This window comes from Marinovum sp. 2_MG-2023 (assembly GCF_030548265.1).
In the GTDB taxonomy this organism is placed as follows: domain Bacteria; phylum Pseudomonadota; class Alphaproteobacteria; order Rhodobacterales; family Rhodobacteraceae; genus Marinovum.
Map to the genome: position 1 here is coordinate 40,536 of NZ_JAUOSD010000006.1, position 18,178 is coordinate 58,713.

Annotated in this window: 20 protein-coding genes; 10 read left to right on the forward strand and 10 right to left on the reverse strand. The window is 61.2% G+C overall.

The window, feature by feature from the left end:
• Positions 1-159: 159 nt before the first annotated feature.
• Positions 160-846 carry a response regulator transcription factor gene (locus tag Q4577_RS08895; protein ID WP_244690948.1) on the reverse strand — a complete coding sequence of 229 codons (687 nt, stop codon included), beginning with the start codon at positions 844-846 and terminating at the stop codon, positions 160-162.
• A gap of 153 nt (positions 847-999) precedes the next feature.
• On the opposite strand from Q4577_RS08895, the gene ribA reads away from it, so the two are divergent.
• Both ribA and Q4577_RS08905 read left to right on the forward strand, forming a co-directional pair.
• Positions 1,000-2,094 carry a GTP cyclohydrolase II gene (ribA, locus tag Q4577_RS08900; protein WP_303468199.1) on the forward strand — a complete coding sequence of 365 codons (1,095 nt, stop codon included), beginning with the start codon at positions 1,000-1,002 and terminating at the stop codon, positions 2,092-2,094.
• A gap of 2 nt (positions 2,095-2,096) precedes the next feature.
• A complete protein-coding gene (locus Q4577_RS08905) occupies positions 2,097-2,576 on the forward strand; it encodes a L,D-transpeptidase (protein ID WP_303468423.1) in 480 nt (159 codons plus the stop codon).
• 49 nt (positions 2,577-2,625) lie between these two features.
• Here the strand turns inward: Q4577_RS08905 and Q4577_RS08910 are convergent, their stop codons facing one another.
• The 8 genes from Q4577_RS08910 to sfsA form a co-directional block, all read right to left on the reverse strand.
• On the reverse strand, positions 2,626-3,117 hold the full coding sequence (locus Q4577_RS08910; RefSeq protein ID WP_303468200.1) for a hypothetical protein: 492 nt from the start codon (positions 3,115-3,117) through the stop codon (positions 2,626-2,628).
• A gap of 3 nt (positions 3,118-3,120) precedes the next feature.
• On the reverse strand, positions 3,121-3,612 hold the full coding sequence (locus Q4577_RS08915; RefSeq protein ID WP_303468201.1) for an RNA pyrophosphohydrolase: 492 nt from the start codon (positions 3,610-3,612) through the stop codon (positions 3,121-3,123).
• A gap of 101 nt (positions 3,613-3,713) precedes the next feature.
• Positions 3,714-5,051: a S41 family peptidase gene (locus tag Q4577_RS08920; RefSeq protein ID WP_303468202.1), complete on the reverse strand. Its 1,338-nt coding sequence runs from the start codon at positions 5,049-5,051 to the stop codon at positions 3,714-3,716.
• Between the two features lie 7 nt (positions 5,052-5,058).
• Complete coding sequence (locus Q4577_RS08925) at positions 5,059-6,180, reverse strand: murein hydrolase activator EnvC (protein WP_303468203.1); 1,122 nt, start codon at positions 6,178-6,180, stop codon at positions 5,059-5,061.
• On the reverse strand, positions 6,177-7,700 hold the full coding sequence (gene gpmI, locus Q4577_RS08930; RefSeq protein WP_303468204.1) for a 2,3-bisphosphoglycerate-independent phosphoglycerate mutase: 1,524 nt from the start codon (positions 7,698-7,700) through the stop codon (positions 6,177-6,179). Before gpmI ends, Q4577_RS08925 begins: the two co-directional genes overlap by 4 nt.
• A 116-nt stretch (positions 7,701-7,816) precedes the next feature.
• Positions 7,817-8,629, reverse strand: coding sequence for a type I methionyl aminopeptidase (map, locus tag Q4577_RS08935; RefSeq protein ID WP_303468205.1), 813 nt, complete (start codon positions 8,627-8,629; stop codon positions 7,817-7,819).
• 136 nt (positions 8,630-8,765) lie between these two features.
• Positions 8,766-9,032 carry a hypothetical protein gene (locus tag Q4577_RS08940; RefSeq protein ID WP_303468207.1) on the reverse strand — a complete coding sequence of 89 codons (267 nt, stop codon included), beginning with the start codon at positions 9,030-9,032 and terminating at the stop codon, positions 8,766-8,768.
• Between the two features lies 1 nt (position 9,033).
• The gene (sfsA, locus tag Q4577_RS08945; protein ID WP_303468208.1) at positions 9,034-9,741 is read right to left on the reverse strand and encodes a DNA/RNA nuclease SfsA; all 708 of its coding nucleotides are present in this window, start codon (positions 9,739-9,741) and stop codon (positions 9,034-9,036) included.
• Positions 9,742-9,788: 47 nt separating this feature from the next.
• Here sfsA and Q4577_RS08950 point away from each other — a divergent pair, with 47 nt between their 5' ends.
• The 8 genes from Q4577_RS08950 (at position 9,789) to Q4577_RS08985 (ending at position 17,147) form a co-directional block, all read left to right on the forward strand.
• Entirely contained in the window at positions 9,789-10,511 is a 723-nt protein-coding gene (locus Q4577_RS08950; RefSeq protein ID WP_244690940.1) for a molybdopterin-binding protein, read from the forward strand.
• Positions 10,508-11,239 carry an N-acetyltransferase gene (locus tag Q4577_RS08955; protein WP_303468210.1) on the forward strand — a complete coding sequence of 244 codons (732 nt, stop codon included), beginning with the start codon at positions 10,508-10,510 and terminating at the stop codon, positions 11,237-11,239. The genes Q4577_RS08950 and Q4577_RS08955 overlap by 4 nt, the downstream gene beginning before the upstream one ends.
• A 101-nt stretch (positions 11,240-11,340) precedes the next feature.
• Positions 11,341-12,309, forward strand: coding sequence for an OmpA family protein (locus Q4577_RS08960; RefSeq protein ID WP_303468211.1), 969 nt, complete (start codon positions 11,341-11,343; stop codon positions 12,307-12,309).
• 156 nt (positions 12,310-12,465) lie between these two features.
• Entirely contained in the window at positions 12,466-13,884 is a 1,419-nt protein-coding gene (locus Q4577_RS08965) for an aminotransferase class V-fold PLP-dependent enzyme (protein ID WP_303468212.1), read from the forward strand.
• Positions 13,885-14,038: 154 nt separating this feature from the next.
• Positions 14,039-15,523: an AMP nucleosidase gene (locus Q4577_RS08970; RefSeq protein ID WP_303468213.1), complete on the forward strand. Its 1,485-nt coding sequence runs from the start codon at positions 14,039-14,041 to the stop codon at positions 15,521-15,523.
• Positions 15,524-15,654: 131 nt separating this feature from the next.
• On the forward strand, positions 15,655-15,942 hold the full coding sequence (locus Q4577_RS08975; protein WP_244690934.1) for an HU family DNA-binding protein: 288 nt from the start codon (positions 15,655-15,657) through the stop codon (positions 15,940-15,942).
• 74 nt (positions 15,943-16,016) lie between these two features.
• Complete coding sequence (locus Q4577_RS08980) at positions 16,017-16,796, forward strand: alpha/beta hydrolase (protein WP_303468216.1); 780 nt, start codon at positions 16,017-16,019, stop codon at positions 16,794-16,796.
• Between the two features lie 123 nt (positions 16,797-16,919).
• On the forward strand, positions 16,920-17,147 hold the full coding sequence (locus tag Q4577_RS08985; protein ID WP_303468218.1) for a hypothetical protein: 228 nt from the start codon (positions 16,920-16,922) through the stop codon (positions 17,145-17,147).
• A gap of 19 nt (positions 17,148-17,166) precedes the next feature.
• On the opposite strand, the gene Q4577_RS08990 is transcribed toward Q4577_RS08985, so the two are convergent.
• The gene (locus tag Q4577_RS08990; RefSeq protein ID WP_303468219.1) at positions 17,167-18,084 is read right to left on the reverse strand and encodes a DMT family transporter; all 918 of its coding nucleotides are present in this window, start codon (positions 18,082-18,084) and stop codon (positions 17,167-17,169) included.
• Positions 18,085-18,178 lie beyond the last annotated feature (94 nt).

An 18,178-nucleotide genomic window follows, 5' to 3' on the forward strand; every position in this document is an offset into this window, starting at 1 on the left:
CTTGATCACTTGGCAATGGCCAAAAAAAAGACCCGAGCCGAAGCCCGGGTCAGTCCAACAGGGAGGTGCATGTGATGACCCGCACATGCAACGGGAACTTATTCGTCTTCGCGGTCACCCCAAAGTAGCACTTTGTTGCGCGGCAATCCATGCGACCTTTCAGGCATTCAGCCGATATCCGCCGGATTCTGTCACGAGAAGACGTGCATTCGAGGGTTCGGGCTCAATTTTTTGGCGCAATCGGTAGATATGTGTCTCTAGCGTATGCGTTGTGACCCCGGCGTTATATCCCCATACCTCGTGGAGCAGCACATCGCGTGGCACAACACCTTCGGGTGCGCGGTAGAGGTATTTCAGGATATTGGTCTCTTTTTCCGTCAGGCGGATCTTCTTGTCGTCTTCGGTGACAAGCGTCTTCATCGCCGGTTTGAAGGTATAGGGACCAAGCGCAAACACCGCGTCTTCGCTTTGTTCGTGCTGGCGCAATTGCGCGCGGATGCGGGCCAGCAGCACCGGAAATTTGAACGGTTTGGTGACGTAATCATTGGCGCCGGCATCCAGCCCCAGAATGGTATCAGCGTCGCTGTCGTGGCCGGTCAGCATCAAAACCGGGGCCTTCACCCCCTGTTTGCGCATCAGGCGGCACAATTCGCGGCCATCGGTGTCGGGCAGGCCCACGTCCAGGATGATCAGGTCGAAATGGGATTCCTTGACCTTTTCCATTGCTTGCGCACCGGTGCCGGCCTCGAAGACCTCAAAGTCTTCGGTGATGATCAGTTGTTCTGCCAGCGCCTCGCGCAGGTCATCATCGTCATCGACAAGGAGCAGATTTTTGAGTTGTGCCATTTCAGGGCCTCCAATTCGCTTGCCAATGACATTGGGGCGATCACGGCCAGTAACAAGAAATGCTGCAAGCTGTTCACGCGCTCGTGTGTTCATCGCCATTTTTGACAAGAAATGTTTCAATTTCCATCTGTTGTCGGCTAGAGGATTGGCGTGATGACAGGATTTTTTACGCCCGACACCAATGAGCTGATCAACCGCGCCCGTGCCGATCTTCGCATGGGGGTGCCGGTTGTGCTCTGTGGGCACGGATCTGCGGCGCTGGTATTGGCGGCAGAGACCATGGGGCCAAAGCGGCTGGCGGCGCTGCGCGATCTGGGCGGTGCACCGGTGCTGGCGCTGACCGGGCGGCGAGCCGAGACGCTGAAGGCCCGGGCCTATGACGGTGATGTCGCGCGGTTGCCATTGCCCGAGGATGCAGATTGCCGTTGGATTCGGGCGATGGCCGATCCGGCGGATGATCTGCGTGTGCCGATGAAAGGCCCGTTGTTTTCCCTGCGCGATGGCGATGCGGCGCTGCACCGGTTGGCCATTTCGCTGGTCAAATCGGCACAGCTTTTGCCGGCGGCACTGGTGCTGGAGGGCGATTTCCTGCCAAAGGCGGATTTGGCGTTGCTGACGCGGCTGGATGCGGAAACCGCCGGGCCGTTGCTGACGCGGGCGCATCATCCACATCCGGTGGTGGCGGCGCGCCTGCCGACGCGTCTGGCCAGCGGGGGGCGGTTGCAGATCTTTCGCCCCGACGATGGCGGCGTCGAACATTATGCCTTTGAAATCGGCAACCCGGACCGGGCGAAACCGGTTTTGGCCCGTCTGCATTCGGCCTGTTTTACCGGCGATGTGCTGGGGTCGCTGAAATGCGATTGTGGCCCACAATTGCATGCCGCCATGGCCCAGATGGGGGACGCGGGGGCAGGGGTGCTGCTGTATCTGAACCAGGAGGGGCGCGGCATTGGTCTTGCCAACAAGATGCGGGCCTATTCGCTTCAGGATCAGGGGTTTGATACGGTCGAGGCCAATCACCGGCTGGGGTTTGAGGATGACGAACGCGATTTCCGCATCGGGGCCGACATCCTGCAACGCATGGGGTTTGGGTCCGTGCGTCTGCTGACCAACAACCCGCGAAAGATCGCGATGATGGAAAAGGCCGGGGTCACCGTGTCGGAGCGCGTGCCGTTGAAGGTGGGCGAAACCGATCAGAACGCGGCCTATCTGGCGACCAAGGCGGCGAAATCCGGGCATCTGTTGTGACCATGGTTCTGACGCCGCGCGGGCTGCGGTTTGCCGGGCGGATCTGGCCCTGTACCATCGGGCGCGGCGGGGTGACCACCAACAAGCGCGAGGGCGACGGCGCCACACCACGCGGCGGTCACCGGATTACCGGCCTGCTATACCGTCCTGATCGTATGGCACGCCCCACCGCTTGGGCGCGGCCGATACGGGTCGGCGATCTTTGGTCCGACGATGCCACGCAACCCGATTACAATCAGCCGGTGCGCGCGCCTTACCCACATAGTCACGAGGGCCTGCGCCGGGCCGATCCGCTGTATGATCTGGTGCTGTTGACCAACTGGAACTGGCCAGAGGCCCAGCCCGGTCGGGGCTCTGCGATCTTTTTGCATCGCTGGCGCAGACCGGGGTTTCCGACCGAGGGCTGCATTGCGTTTCGCCCCGATCATCTGCGTCAGATCGCGATGCTGGCCGCGCCCGGCACACCGTTGCTGGTGCCGTGACAGGTTTTATTGCCGGGGGTGTCGTTGGGAATGGAGCCGGGACCGGGGCCTAGCGATGTTGGCGCGGCTCACATGTGCCGCCGTTCAGACATTGCACCACCTGATCGGCCATCGCCTTGGTCGGTTCGGCAAAGGCAAAGCCGCCACAGGGGTTGATTGTCACCTCCGGCACATCACGGTCCAGATTGACGAAGGCCAGATATTGCGTGTCGCTGACCGCCCCGGCGCACCATGGCCCCAGACATTGAGCGTTCAAATTGATGGCGGCGTCATAGTCATAGGTGAAACCGGCGGCTGTCAGCGCCTTGCCACGGATCTGTGCGGGAATCCTTGTATCGGGTGGCGTGGACAACTGGTTGGCCAAATCGGTCTTGGGCAGCAGCGTGGCATCAAAGCTCATATGGCCCAGCACGACGACAAAGCGATCTTCGCCGGTATTTGCCTGATGAAACACCGCCGCGACGTCATGTGGCAAACAGCTAAGGGCCTGCGCCCCGCTTGCCGTCAAAGCACAAAGGACAACCGCAATTTTTCCAAACATGACCTAGGGTAACAGATGGGGGGCGAACTCTGCAACCACGCGGGCATAGACCTCACGTTTGAAGGGCACGATATTGGCCACCAGATCCCCGGTCGGCAGCCAGCGCCATTCTGAAAACTCCTGGAAATCGTCCGCGGCAATGTCGATCTGATCATCGGTTCCGTGAAACCGCATCAGGAACCATTTCTGTTCCTGACCGCGAAACCGGCCTTTCCAGATCTTTGGCACAAGGTCATGCGGCAGGTCATAGCCGATCCAACCGGTGCTTTCGGCCTCGATTGTCACCAGATCGGGCAGGACGCCGGTTTCTTCCTGCAATTCCCGCAGCGCCGCGGCGCGGGGGTCTTCGCCCTTGTCGATGCCGCCCTGTGGCATTTGCCAGGCGGGCATGTCGCTGTCGGTGCGTTGCCCGACAAAGGCATGGCCGTCCTTGTTGACCAGCATGACACCGACGTTGCGGCGATAGGGCAGTTTGGCGATGTCTTCGGGGGTCATCGGGGTCTCTTGTCCTGGTCAGTGCGTGGCGGATTGTTCGGCACGCCGGAAAGGCTGCGCCGGGATCATCGACCCCGGCGCAGGGAAGTCATGTAGGGGACTTATTCAGCGTTGGGGCCCAGCGCCGACAGACCTTTGAGGATGTCGATGGCATAGGCCAGCTGATAATCCTCTTCCCGCAGCGCGGCGGCGGCTTCGGCCTTGGCGCGGTCGGCTTCGATCTGTTTGATCTCGTCCTCGGTCAGGCTGTCATTGTCCAGCGATCCGCGCAGATCGGCCTCAGAGCGCAGGCGATTTGTGGTCTCTTCCTCTTCCTCGGTGGCGGGGTCGCGGCGGGGTTGTTGCACCACGATGTCGGGGGACACACCCAGCGCCTGAATCGAGCGACCCGATGGGGTGTAATAGCGCGCTGTGGTCAGGCGCATCGCCCCGTCGCCGCGCAGCGGCATTACCGTCTGAACCGAGCCTTTGCCAAAGGATTTGGTGCCAACCACAATCGCGCGGCGGTGATCCTGCAGGGCGCCGGCAACAATTTCCGAAGCCGAGGCCGAGCCGCCATTGATCAACACCACCAGCGGCTTGCCCATTGCCAGATCGCCGGGGGTGGCGTTGTAACGCTCGCCGTCTTCTGCCTTGCGGCCACGGGTCGACACGATTTCACCTTTTTCAAGAAAGGCATCGGACACCCGGATCGCCTGGGTCAGCAGGCCGCCGGGGTTGTTGCGCAGATCCAGCACGATGCCGTTGACATTGTCGATGCCACCAGCGGCCTCGATCTGTTCGGCGAGACCGGATTCAAGATTGGGTGTTGTCTGGTCGTTGAAGGTGGTGATCCGCATCACAACGGTCTCGCCCTCGGTGCGGGCGCGCACGGCAGTCAGTTTGATCGTGTCCCGGATGATCGACACATCAAATGGCTCCGGCTCGCCTTCGCGTACCAGGGTAATGATGATTTCCGACCCCACCGGTCCGCGCATCAGTTCGACCGCTTCGTCCAGGTTCAGGCCCAGTACCGACTCACCATCGACATGGGTGATGAAATCGCCCGCTTCGACACCGGCCTCGTCCGCCGGTGTGCCGTCGATGGGCGACACCACTTTGACAAAGCCCTCTTCCTGGGTGACTTCGATCCCCAGACCGCCAAATTCCCCGCGTGTCTGCACCCGCATGTCGGCCGCATCGTCGGGCGACAGATAGCTGGAATGCGGATCAAGCGAGGTCAGCATGCCGTTGATCGCGGCTTCGATCAGCTCGCTTTCATCAACTTCTTCAACGTATTGCGCGCGAATGCGTTCGAAAATGTCGCCGAACAGATCCAGCTGTTCATAGACATTCGTCTGTTTGCCATTGTCCTGCGCCAGCAACGGCCCCGCCAATTGGGTTGTTGCAATAATGCCTGCCAGCGTCCCGCCAACGGCGGCCATGACGAATTTCTTCATGAAGTTCTTATCCCTTGTCGGTGCGGAACCAGTCCAGCGGGTCCACAGGCTGATTATGCTCTCTGATTTCTATATAGAGCGTTTCCGGCTGGGTGTTTCCAGCCCCCTCACCCGATAGTGAGACATCTGTTTGCAATTCCCCGCCCATAAGGCCGATCGGATCGCCCGTGGGCACGACCTGGCCAATCTCGCCATAGACCGCATCCAGACCGGCAAAGACAAACAACGTGTCGGCCTGGGGTTCCAGAATGGTTACCAGACCATAATTCAAAAGCGGCCCGCGATAGCGGATGGTGGCGGCGGTCGGTGTGGTGACAATCGCCTGGGCGCCGGTGGCGACCAGAATCCCGGGGCGGCGCACGCCGGCGGCGTCGGCCTCGCCCGCGCGGCGCAGAAGCTGACCCTGAACCGGCAGGGACAGTTTGCCCTTGCGATGGCTGATGTCGGGCAGGCTGCCGGCGGCCTCTCCTTCGGCAAAGCTGGCAAGGCCGCTGGCAAATTCTTCGAGTGTTTCGGTCGCCGCCAGCAGCACGGCGGTCTGGATCGGGTTTTCAACAAACCGTTGCGGCAGGTCGGTGCGGTCGGCCACGGCCTTGGACAGGGCGGTGCGGGCGTTTTGCACGTTTTCCAGCCCGTCCTGCAATTTGAGGGTCGCATCTTCCTGCAATTGGCGCAGCGATTGCACCTCTTCCAGATCATGGCGCAATTTGTCGGCCTTGGCCTGTAGCCCCGGCGTGACATCCGCCAGCAGCATCCCGGCACGCGCCGTGCCGGTCGGCCCCGCCGGATGCAACAGTGTCGCGGGCGTGGGCGCGCGCGACATGGATTGCAGCACACCCAGAAGCTGGGCAATTTCGACTTCGCGGATGCGCAGATCTTCGGCCAATTGCGCCTCGCGCAGGGCGGCGGCGCGCAGACCATCGCGCAGGGCGGCCAATCCGGTTTCATAGCCCTGCACGGTTTCGGTCAATGCCTTGACCCGCTCGCGCCCGCCTTCGGCGGCCTCCAGCGCCTGGGATGATTCTTCCAGAATGCGCAAGGCGTCCAGCGCCAGAGCCGCCGGGTCGGTGGTTTGCGCCAGCGCCCCTCCCGCCAGGACCGCCAGAAAACAGGACGCGCGCAGGATCATGCGATCAGGCTCTCTCCGGTCATTTCTTCCGGCAATTCCAGCCCCATCAGGCCCAGCAGGGTCGGGGCAAGATCGGCCAGACGCCCGCCGCTGCGCAATGTGGCGCCCGCTGGACCGCCGACAAGGATCACCGGCACCGGGTTCAGCGTATGGGCGGTATGCGCCCCGCCGCTTTCGGGGTCGATCATCATTTCACAATTGCCGTGGTCGGCAGTGACAATCATCGCCCCGCCCGCCTTTTTCAGCGCATCCAGGGCCCGGCCCAGCCCGCTGTCCACGGCATGACAGGCGGCTTTGGCGGCCTCAAGATCACCAGTATGGCCAACCATGTCGGGATTGGCGAAATTCACCACGATCAGATCATAGCCGGTTTCAATGGCCTTCACGAGGTTGTCGGAAACCTCGCCTGCGCTCATTTCCGGTTGCAGATCATAGGTCGCCACCTTGGGCGAGGGCGCCATATAGCGGTCTTCGCCAACCTCCGGCGCTTCCTTGCCACCGTTCAGAAAGAAGGTGACATGCGGATATTTCTCGGTCTCGGCCAGGCGGAATTGTGTCAGGCCCTTGGCCGCAACCCAGGCGCCAAGAGTGTTCTGCACCACTTTCTTTGGATAGGCGGCGGTCATGAAGGTGTCATGCGTCTTGGAATAATCCACCATGCCCAGAAGTCCGGCCCAGTCCGGGCGGGGGCCGGTGTCAAAGCCGTCAAATTCGGGCGCGCCCACCGCCATCAGGATTTCGCGCGCCCGGTCGGCACGGAAATTCAGACAGAAAAACCCGTCGCCATCGCGCGCACCGGCATATTCACCGATCCGGGTTGCGGCGATGAATTCATCGGTCTCGCCACGCTCATATGCGGCGGTGACCGCGGCACTTGCGCTGTCGGCGGTCTGTTCTGCTGTGCCATTCACCATGACACGAAATGCCTTTTCCACCCGTTCCCAACGGTTGTCGCGGTCCATCGCAAAATACCGCCCGACAACAGATCCCACGCGCGCCCCGGCAGGCAGGCGGTCGACCAGTGTTTTTATATAGGTATCTGCCGATTTCGGCGCGACATCGCGGCCATCGGTGACCGCATGCAACACCACTGGTACACCAGCGCCGGCGATCATCTCGACTGCGGACAGAACATGTTCGATATGGCCATGCACCCCACCGTCAGAAATCACCCCCAGCAAATGCGCGCTGCCCTTGGTGGCCTTCAGCTTGTCGATAAACGCCAGGATTGCCGCATTGTCGAAAAAGGATTTGTCTTCGATTGCCAGATCAATCTGCCCCAGATCCATCGCCACAACCCGACCTGCGCCGATATTGGTGTGGCCGACCTCTGAATTGCCCATCTGGCCGGTCGGCAGACCAACGTCACGTCCATGTGTGGTCAGCGTCGCATTGGGGCAATCCGCCATCAAGCGGTCAAAATTTGGCGTATCCCCGAGGGCGACGGCATTGCCGGCGGTTGTATCGCTCAGGCCCCAGCCATCAAGAATGCAAAGAACCACGGGTTTGGGCGCTGACATGTCAAATTCCTCGTTCAGATTTGGTCCGGGTCACGCGGCGGCGCAATGATCCGACCGGATTCAGGGCTTCTTCTCTTTTTAAATACGCATGCACGGCGGGGCCAAGGGTGCAACGTTTATGGGGTGTAGGTTGGGTGAAACTTTCCCTGTGGTGACAGGGTGAAGATTTCGACGCCATCTGCCGTCACACCAACCGAATGTTCGAATTGTGCAGACAGGGACCGGTCTCGCGTGACCGCGGTCCATTCATCCGGCAGCACCTTGGTTTCCGGGCGGCCCAGATTGACCATTGGCTCGATCGTGAAAAACATGCCTTCCTCCAGCACGGGGCCTGTGCCCGCGCGGCCATAGTGCAGCACATTGGGCGGCGCATGAAAGACGGTGCCAAGACCGTGACCGCAAAAGTCACGCACCACGGACATGCGCTGGCCTTCGACATAGCTTTGGATCGCATGGCCAATGTCGCCAAAGGTATTGCCGGGTTTCACGGTCTCGATCCCGCGCATCAGCGCGTCATGGGTCACCTGTATCAGGCGCTCGGCCTTGCGTGGCAGCTTGCCTGCGACATACATCCGGCTGGTGTCGCCGAACCAGCCATCCTTGATCACCGTGACATCAATATTCAGGATATCACCGTCCTTAAGCGTCTTGTCGCCGGGGATGCCGTGACAGACCACATGATTGACGCTGATACAGCTTGCGTGCTGATAGCCCTTGTAGCCAATGGTGGCCGACGTCGTGCCCAGCTCTGTCACCCGCCGCTCGATAAAGGCATCAAGCGCGCCGGTGGTTTGGCCAACTTTTACAAGTTCGGCAACCTCATCCAGAATCTGCGCGGCAATCGCGCCAGCCGCGTGCATGCCGGTAAAGTCTGCCTGTTCATGAATCCTGATCCCGTCGCGGGTCATCCGGCCTTTGTGGCGGTTCATGCAAATGCTCCGATCAAATACGTCTTGTGTCCTACTTATGCGCTTGCAGCGAAAAGCGCCAGACCATGCGATATTTCCGCGATCCACAAGGCAAGGTGAGCCCCTGTGGGCGGGATGCCCGCGCGTCAGATCCCGCTTACAGCAAGTTCAGCACAAAAATCGCCCAGATGACGATCCCGTATGCAATGGCAATCAGCCCGATAACCCGCAGCGCATAACGGGCCGATTTCCAGATGGCCCCCGCGACCACTGGCCAGCGTTTCGCGACAAAACCGGCAACGGGATCATATCCGGGGCGTTGCGCCACAAGGCGGTCCCAGACTTTTGGGCGTGTGACAAATCGAAACGCAATGCCGAGGAAAAGCAGGATCGTCGCATGTGCCAGCAGAAAGAAAGGCGTCATGTCATGCGCCTGTGAACGGGACCGGATCGCCGGGACAGATCCCTTCGGGGCTTAATCGACAGCCCAGCGCCATGACCTCGACCCCGGCTGCGCGGGCGACATCAAATGCGGCGGCATAGGCCGGGTCGATGTCATCTGCCAACCGCATCTCTGTGCAATCGTTGCGCTGCACAAGATAAAGCATCACCGCCCGGTGCCCCGCCTCGGCCATGGCCGTCAGTTCGCCCAGATGTTTGGTGCCGCGCGCGGTCACGCTGTCGGGAAATTCCGCCAGTCCGGGCTGGCGGCTGAGCGTCACGGATTTCACCTCGACATAGGCATCGCGCCGCCCCGACCCCTGCAACAGGAAATCAATCCGGCTGTTCTGGCCATATTTCACCTCTGGCCGCAGGGTATCATACCCGTCCAGACCGACAATTTCACCGGCATTCAATGCGGCGCGCAAGGCCCGGTTCGGCACCGATGTATCCACCCCGACCAGCACGCCGGATGCCGGCGACACCAGCCGCAGGCCATAATCCAGCTTCTTTTTCGGATCGTCGTTCGGCTCCAGCCAGACGGCAAACCCCGGTTCGGCCAATCCCAGCATAGAGCCGGGGTTGGCGCAATGGGCCACCACCTCGCGCCCGTCCGCAAGCCGACAATCGGCAAGGAACCGTTTGTAACGCCGGATCAGCGTTGCCGGGACAAGAGGGGTTTGAAACCGCATGAACCCGGCCTATACCTCTGGAAACCAAGGTTCAAGGAGCCGGAAGAATGGCCAATCCAACCGCCGCAATGCTGGTGATCGGGGATGAAATCCTGTCGGGGCGCACGCGTGATGCCAATATGTATTTTCTGGCGGGCGCTTTGACGAAACAGGGCATCGACCTGAAAGAGGTCCGTGTCGTCAGCGACGATGCCCCGGCGATTGTGGCCGCGGTGCGGGCGCTGTCGGCCGGGTTCGACCATGTCTTTACCTCTGGCGGGATTGGCCCGACCCATGATGACATCACCGCGGATTGCATCGCCGCCGCGTTCAATGATCATATTGATGTCCGCGATGATGCCCGCGCATTGCTGGCCGATCACTATGCCAGCACCGGGCGCGAATTGAACGACGCCCGCCTGCGCATGGCGCGCATTCCCGACAGCGCGACACTGATTGATAATCCGGTGTCCATTGCGCCGGGTTTCACGGTCCAGAACGTGCATGTGATGGCCGGGGTGCCAAATGTGTTTCAGGCGATGGTGGCGACGGTGCTGCCGACATTGGCGGGCGGGGCGCCGCTGCTTAGCCAGACCCTGCGCTTGCAACGCGGAGAAGGCGACATTGCCGGGCCGCTGGCAGAGCTGGCCACAGAATTTTCCGATCTTTCGATTGGCTCTTACCCCTTTCAGCAGGATGGGGCCTATGGTGCCAATATCGTCATTCGGGGCCAGGACGGCGCGCGGATTGATGCCGCCATGATCCGGTTGCGTGGGTTGTTTCCTGAATGAGCGCCACCACCGCTGATCACTTGATGCAGGTCTGCGAGGCCACCTGGCCCCCCGCACGGCAGTTTGCCGGGGGGCCTTTCACGTTTCGCGACGGGGCGGGCGGCGGCAAAAGGGTTTCTGCCGCAACATTGAACCCGGGCGCGACCGCCACCGATGAGGACCTGCGCAGGGCCGAAGAGGTGATGCGCGAGATGCATCAAACCCCGCTGTTTCAGATCCGCCCCGAGGATGCGGATTTTGATGCCGCGTTGGCGGCGGACGGGTACAGGATCATTGATCCGGTGACCCTCTATGCCATTGACGCAGTTGCCCTGACCGATCAGCCGCTGCCAAAGATCATGACCTTTGCCATATGGGAACCCTTGGCGGTGATGCTTGACCTCTGGGCCAGATCCGGGATCGGACCGGAGCGGATTGCCGTGATGACACGGGCGGCATGTCGAAAAACCGCCCTGATGGGCCGGATCGAGGATAGCCCCGCCGCCGTCGCCTATGTTGGTCTTCACGAAGGCACCGCAATGCTGCACGCGCTTGAGGTCCTTCCGCCCAAGCGCCGCAAGGGGTTGGCGCAATGGATGATGCGGGCGGCGGCCTTCTGGACGGTGCAACAGGGGGGAACACGGCTGGCGGTGTTATGTGTTTCGGACAATACCGGCGCAAATGCGCTGTATCGCGCCTTGGGCTTTGCAGAGGTCGGCAGCTATCACTATCGTATCAAGGCCGACTGACAGCACGAAAGGCTTTGGCGCAGGATGATGACCCAATCCGGTGTTTCCCTTCTTTCTGATCCCGCACGCCCCGCGCCGGTCCTTCTGGACGCGGTTTGGTGATGCGGTGGCGGGCGTCATTTCCGGGATGTCTGGTGGTGGCCTTTGGCGTGTTCATGGGTTTTGCCAGTGCGAGCCTGGCACAGGGGGGCGTGACGGCGCTGATCATGCCGATCGGCGCCGAATTGACCTATGAAGACCACCGCGAGCTTGGCTCTTATGCCGTGCCCACCGCAGGATTCAAGGCAGGCATCGTGCCGGCCGAGGTTCTGGAAGGCGCGGTCCTGCGCCAATCCTGGCGGGTGCCCGGGGATATTGGATCGACCTTGGCGCTTCTGTCCCCTTTGCGTCAGCAAATTGTCGATGCGGGCTATGACACCCTGTTGGATTGCAAGACACAGGCCTGCGGCGGGTTTGATTTTCGCTTCGCGACAGAGGTCCTGCCCGGCCCGGGCATGTATGTCGACCTGACCGATTTTCGGTTTCTTTCGGCGCGGGGGCCAGAAAACACCGCCATTTCGGTACTGGTGTCGCGCAGCGCGGCGGCCGGCTTTGTGCAAGTGATCCGCGTTGGCACGGTCGGCGCGGTTGGGGCAGGGCGCATTGAAACCGACAAGAAAGGTCCGTCCGCATCGGTTCCACCTCCCGCCACCGGGTCATTTGCACGGCAATTGGACACGTCGGGCCGGGTGGTTCTGGCGGATTTGACCTTTGACTCCGGGGCGGCGACGTTGGGCGCTGGCGATTTTGCCAGCCTGCAAGACATCGCAGCCTATCTGCGCGCCCATCCGAATCGGCGAATTGCCCTGGTGGGGCATACTGACAGCATCGGCGGGCTTGACGGGAACATTGCGCTTTCGCGTCGGCGGGCCCAATCGGTGCTGTCGCGGCTGACCGGGGATTATGACGTCTCTGCCAGCCAGTTAGAGGCCGGGGGCATGGGGTATCTTGCACCGCTGACCAGCAATCTGACCCAGCAAGGCCGCGAAGCCAATCGCCGCGTCGAAGCGGTTTTGGTGTCAACCGAATAGGCCCGTCTGACGTCCAGCCTGACACCCAGCCAAAATTCGGCAAAAAGCGGCGGCACATGTGTCGGATGTCATTCTTCGCCGTAAGCGGCCGGATTATGGTACACTGAAGGCAGATGTTTTCTGTGTCTGTATGCTTTGTGTTTGGTTGGGTGCAAAATGACAACTGCGGAAACAGGCCTGACGCCGGAAGAGCGCGCAGCGCTGGAGGCCGGCTATCGCGCGGCCGTGGCATATCGTGCCGGATTGCCGGATGGCTTGGCGCGGCCGACCGCGAGCATGGATGAAATGGCAGCCCGGTTCGAAGCCCCGCTGCCGGATGGGGCAACCGCCGGGGATCAGGTGATTTCCGCGATTGTGGAATCGTCGCGCGGCGGCATTCACGCCATGAGTGCGTCAACATTTTTCGCTTATGTCTGTGGCGCGTCCCATCCTGTGGGCGTGGCGGCGGATGCGCTGGTGTCCGCCTGGGGCCAGAATGCCGCGTCGACCCTTGAATCTCCGGCTGTGGCGGCGATGGAGCGTGCGTTGTGCAACTGGCTGATTGATCTGTTTGGCCTGCCATCTGCAACCGGGGTCGGGCTTGTGACCGGGGCGAGTGTGGCGAATTTCTGTGCCGTGATGGCGGCACGCAATGCGATGTTGGCTGATCGTGGTTGGAACGTGGATCGGAATGGGCTTTTCGGGGCGCCCGAACTGCCGGTGCTGATCAGCCAGGATGCGCATTCCGCCGTGACCGCCGCATTGCGTTATGCCGGCATGGGGGCCGGGCGGGCCATTCCGGTGGCCACCGATGATCAGGGGCGGATGCGCCCCGATGCGCTGACCGAGGCGCTGGGCGCCTGTGATGCGCCGCCGTTGGTGATTTTGCAGGCCGGCCAGATCAATACCGGGGCTTTTGACCCCTTTGCCGAGCTGATTCCGCAGGTCAAGGCGCGGGGGGGCTGGGTCCATGTTGACGGGGCCTTTGGTCTTTGGGCGGCGGCGGTGCCGGAACTTGCCCCGCGCTGTGCCGGGGTGGAACTGGCCGACAGCTGGGCCGTCGATCTGCACAAAAGCCTGAATGCACCGTTTGATGCCGGTGTGGTGCTGGTGCGGGATCGTTCGACGCTGGTGCAGGCGATGGCGGCGCGCGGGGCCTATCTGCCGGCGCAATCGGGACATTGGGAACCTTCGGACAGCACACCAGAGCTGTCTCGCCGGGCGCGTGGCGTGCCAAGTTATGCGATTCTGCGGCATCTTGGTCGTTCAGGCCTGCGCGAAATGATCCTGCGGCACCATGATCTTGCCCGCCATATTGCGGCGGGATTGCGCGCCGAACCTGGATTGCATGTGTTGAACGAAGTCGCCTTCAATCAGGTGGCAATGACCTGTGCAACCGGGGCCGAAGGCGATGCGCTGACCCGGCGGGTTCTGGCGCGGGTGCAGGGCCGGGGCCGGGTCTATCCGTCACATGGGGCCTGGCGCGGGCGCGACATCATTCGGATTTCCGTGTCCGGTTATGGCATGCAGATGCCAGATGCCGATCTGTTGGTCGCGGAAATCATTGCGGCCTGGCGCGCAGAACGCGATCTCTGATCCGGCGGTCGTCCCGACCGGCGGGCTGATGCGAAATTCCACATGCCACGACGAAACCCATTGCGTCCGCCCGTCGCGTCGCGGCATGGTCCGCAAAGACCCATGTGGCCGGCGATGGCCACCCGGGGCGCACCGGATTTGAATGAGGCGAGCCATGCAGTACAGAGATCCGCGCAGCGCGGTACAAACCCCGGAATTGCCGGGAGATCAGTTTTTCACCGATGCCGAGGCGGCGGTTGATCACCTGTGTTTCTTGTATGACAGCGCCACGGCGTTTCTGTCCGAGGCGTTTCGCAATGCCATGACCGAAGGCCAGCCCGCCACTCGGTTTCGCGCGTTTTACCCCGAACTGCGCATTACGACGGTGTCTTATGCCCAGGTCGACAGCCGGTTGAGCTTTGGCCATGTCGCCCAGCCCGGCACCCATGCAACGACAATCACGCATCCCAAGTTGTTCCGGCAATATCTGACGCAGCAAATCCGTCTGTTGATGGAAAACCACGGCGTGCCGGTCTGTGTCACGGTGTCAGAGACCCCGATCCCGGTGCATTTTGCGGTGGCCGCGCGGACCGATGTCACCGTTCCCCAGGAAGGGGCGGCCGATTTTGTTCTGCGCGACGTGTTTGATGTGCCGGATCTGTCGACGACCAATGATGATATCGTCAATGGCACCCATGTGTCCGGTCCCGACGGGGTAGAGCCGCTTGCGCCGTTTACAGCGCAGCGGGTGGATTATTCGCTGGCGCGGTTGGCGCATTATACCGCCACCGACCCGGCGCATTTCCAAAACCACGTGTTGTTCACCAACTATCAGTTCTATGTCAGTGAGTTCGAGGCCTATGCCCGCCAGATGCTGGCCGATCCTGACAGCGGCTATACCAGCTTTGTCAGCACCGGAAATGTCGAGATCACCGAAGCAGATCAGGACATTCCCGCCACGTTGAAACAGCCGCAGATGCCGACCTATCACCTGAAGCGGCCGGGGGGCGCGGGAATCACCCTGGTCAATATCGGTGTCGGCCCGTCGAACGCCAAGACCGCGACCGATCATATCGCTGTGCTGCGCCCGCATGCCTGGTTGATGGTGGGCCATTGTGCCGGGCTGCGAAATACCCAGGCGCTGGGCGATTTTGTGCTGGCACACGCCTATCTGCGCGAGGATCGCGTGCTGGACGATGACCTGCCGGTCTGGGTGCCGATTCCGGCGTTGGCCGAGATTCAGATCGCCCTGGAAGAGGCGGTGGCACAGGAAACCCAGCTGTCCGGTTTTGACCTCAAGCGGATCATGCGGACCGGCACCGTGGCCAGCGTCGATAACCGCAATTGGGAATTGCGGGACCAAGAGGGCCCCGTGCAACGTCTGTCACAGTCCCGCGCGGTGGCGCTGGATATGGAAAGCGCGACAATTGCCGCGAATGGATTTCGTTTCCGGGTGCCTTATGGCACGCTGCTCTGTGTCTCTGACAAGCCGTTGCATGGTGAGTTGAAACTGCCGGGCATGGCCAGCGATTTCTATCAAACCCAGGTGGCGCGCCATCTGCGCATAGGGATCCGCGCGATGGAGCACTTGCGCGAAATGCCGTTGGAACGTATCCACAGCCGGAAATTGCGCGCATTTGACGAAACCGCATTTCTTTGACGTTGGGTCAGCGGCGGAAAACCCATATTTTTATGGGGTCAAGCGACACATATTCTTGTGTTTACCCCCTACATACCGTTAAATGCGCCAAATGAGGCCCAATAGCTGGGCAGATGTAAGGAGACCAGAAAATGGCAAAACCTATGACCAAGACCCAGCTCGTCGCAGCACTGGCCGAAGAAATGGGCGCGGACAAGAAAGCCGCAGGCGCGGCGCTGGACGCGGTATGCAACGTGATCACCAACGAAGTGTCGGGCGGCGGCGCCGTGACCCTGCCGGGCGTGGGCAAATTCTATTTGCGCGAACGCCCCGAGCGGATGGTGCGCAACCCTGCCACGGGTGATCAGTTCAAGAAAGAGGCCGACAAAGTGGTCAAAGTGACCATCGCAAAGGCGCTGAAAGACAGTGTCAACGATTGATCGTGACCTCGACAATACAGGAAAAGGGTCGCCCAATGGGCGGCCCTTTTTCGTTGCAATAAGTGGCGGATGGTATGGAAGATCTGACAGAAGCCTATGAAAATGGCGCCTATATTCCCGGTGCGGACAAGTATCGCAGCCGATGGCCCGAAGATGCAGCGGCGTTCCGTGCCTGTCACGATGTGCAGGAATTGCCGGGGTTCTGTGCGGGGTCACGGCGCGCCGTGGATATGGTGCGGCCTGATGGGGCGGCGCAAGGAACGGTAATCTTTGTGCATGGTGGCTATTGGCGGGCGATGTCGCGCGGCGACTGGACACATCTTGCCGCCGGGGCCTTGGCGCAGGGCTGGGCGATGGCGTTGCCGGGGTATGATTTATGTCCCAACGTGCGGATCAGCGACATCACCCATCAGGTGGCAGAGGCAGTCCAGGCAATCGCCGCCGCCACCAGCGAGCCCATCGTGCTGGTCGGACATTCGGCGGGTGGCCATCTGGTGGCGCGCATGTTGGCTCCGGGTATGCTGCCGACGTCGCTACATCAACGCCTGCAACGGGTGGTGCCGATCTCGATGTTGAGCGACCTGCGCCCGCTGATGCAGACCGCAATGAATGCCGATCTGGCGCTCGACCCGATCGAAGCGGCCGCAGAAAGCCCGGTCCTTCAGCCGAAACCCGATTGCGCCTTGCGGCTCTGGGTTGGCGGTGATGAACGCCCGGCGTTTCTGGACCAGACGCGGTGGTTGGCCGAGGCGTGGAAGGCTCCGATGCGGATCGCCGAAGGGCGGCATCATTTCGACGTCATTGATGCGTTGCAAGACCCCAAAAGCGACATGATCAAGGATCTGCTTGGCTGATTGGCGCGCTTAAGAGTCTGGCACGAGGTAGCCGGAAGGCCGATTCCCCCTCTCTGGCTTGAAGCAGACATGTCTGTGGATCCGTGCCGTATTCTGCCCGTGACATCACGAGAGGAACGTCACATGTTGAAGTCCGATATTGTGCACGGCAGCTGGGCTGCCGTATTCTCTGACCCTTTGATCGCGTCCCTGACCATTGTTGCAATCGTAAGTTTGGCGGCGCTGACCGCCGTGATCGCCCTTGTGTTGATTTTGTCTCGCGGCAGGTTGACGGCGAAATACAATGCAACCGCGGGGACCGCCGAGCTTGACCTGAAACCACATGACAGTGCCAATTGGGGGCCTGACTAGGATTCGCGCCGGGAATGGGCTAGCTCATATGCCCCATGTTGGGCCTTGCCTTGCCACGTTGCAGGCCCAGCTTGCGTTCGCGCCAGATGATCAACGCGCCCGCCACAATGACCACCAGCGACCCCAGAATGGTGGCCGACGTCGGCAGTTCGCCGAACACGGTATAACCCGCCACAACCGCAAACAGCATCGCAACATAATCAAACGGCGCCAAGGTCGAGGCCGGGGCAAACCGATAGGCCGAGGTCACAAGGATCTGGCCGATGCCACCGGTGATTCCGGCCGCAACCAGCATCAGGGTCTCTGTGGTGTTGGGAACAGTCCAGCCAAAGGGCAGGGTCAGCAGGGAAAACACGGTGGCCGTCAACATGAAGTAAAACACCACCGCCGCCGGGTGTTCGATCTGGACAAGGCGGCGGATATGCACCTGGGCGAGTGACCGCATCCCGGCGGAAATCAACATCAGCCCGGCGCCCAAGGCCGCCACCTGATCCAGTTCGCCGGTGAAATTCAGCCGTGGCCACAGGATGATGATCACCCCAACCAAACCAAGCGCAACAGCGGACAAGCGGAACAACCGCACCTTTTCACCCAACATAAGCGCCGCAAGGATGACCGTGATCAATGGCGTGGCAAAGCCGATGGCGGTGACTTCGGGCAGTGGCAACATGCCAAGCGCGGCAAAGCCAAGCCCCATCGCGCCGACCCCGATCAGCCCACGCCACACATGGCCAATGGGGTTCGCGGTGCGCAGACCGGTGGTCAACTCGCCCTTGGCCAGCAACCAGACCAGAATGACCGGAATTGCAAATGCGGAGCGAAAGAATACAGCCTCGCCTGGGGGGACAACATCCGCCGTGGCCTTGATCAGCACGGTCATGAACGTGAAAACGGCAAGTGCGAAAATTTTGAGCGCGATACCGCGACTAATATGCATGTTTGGAAACATGCGTCGGTTGTTGCAAAAGGTCAATTGCGCGGGGCGCATGTCAGCTATGCGCCTGAGGAATGCATGATTCGTCAGGCTTGCC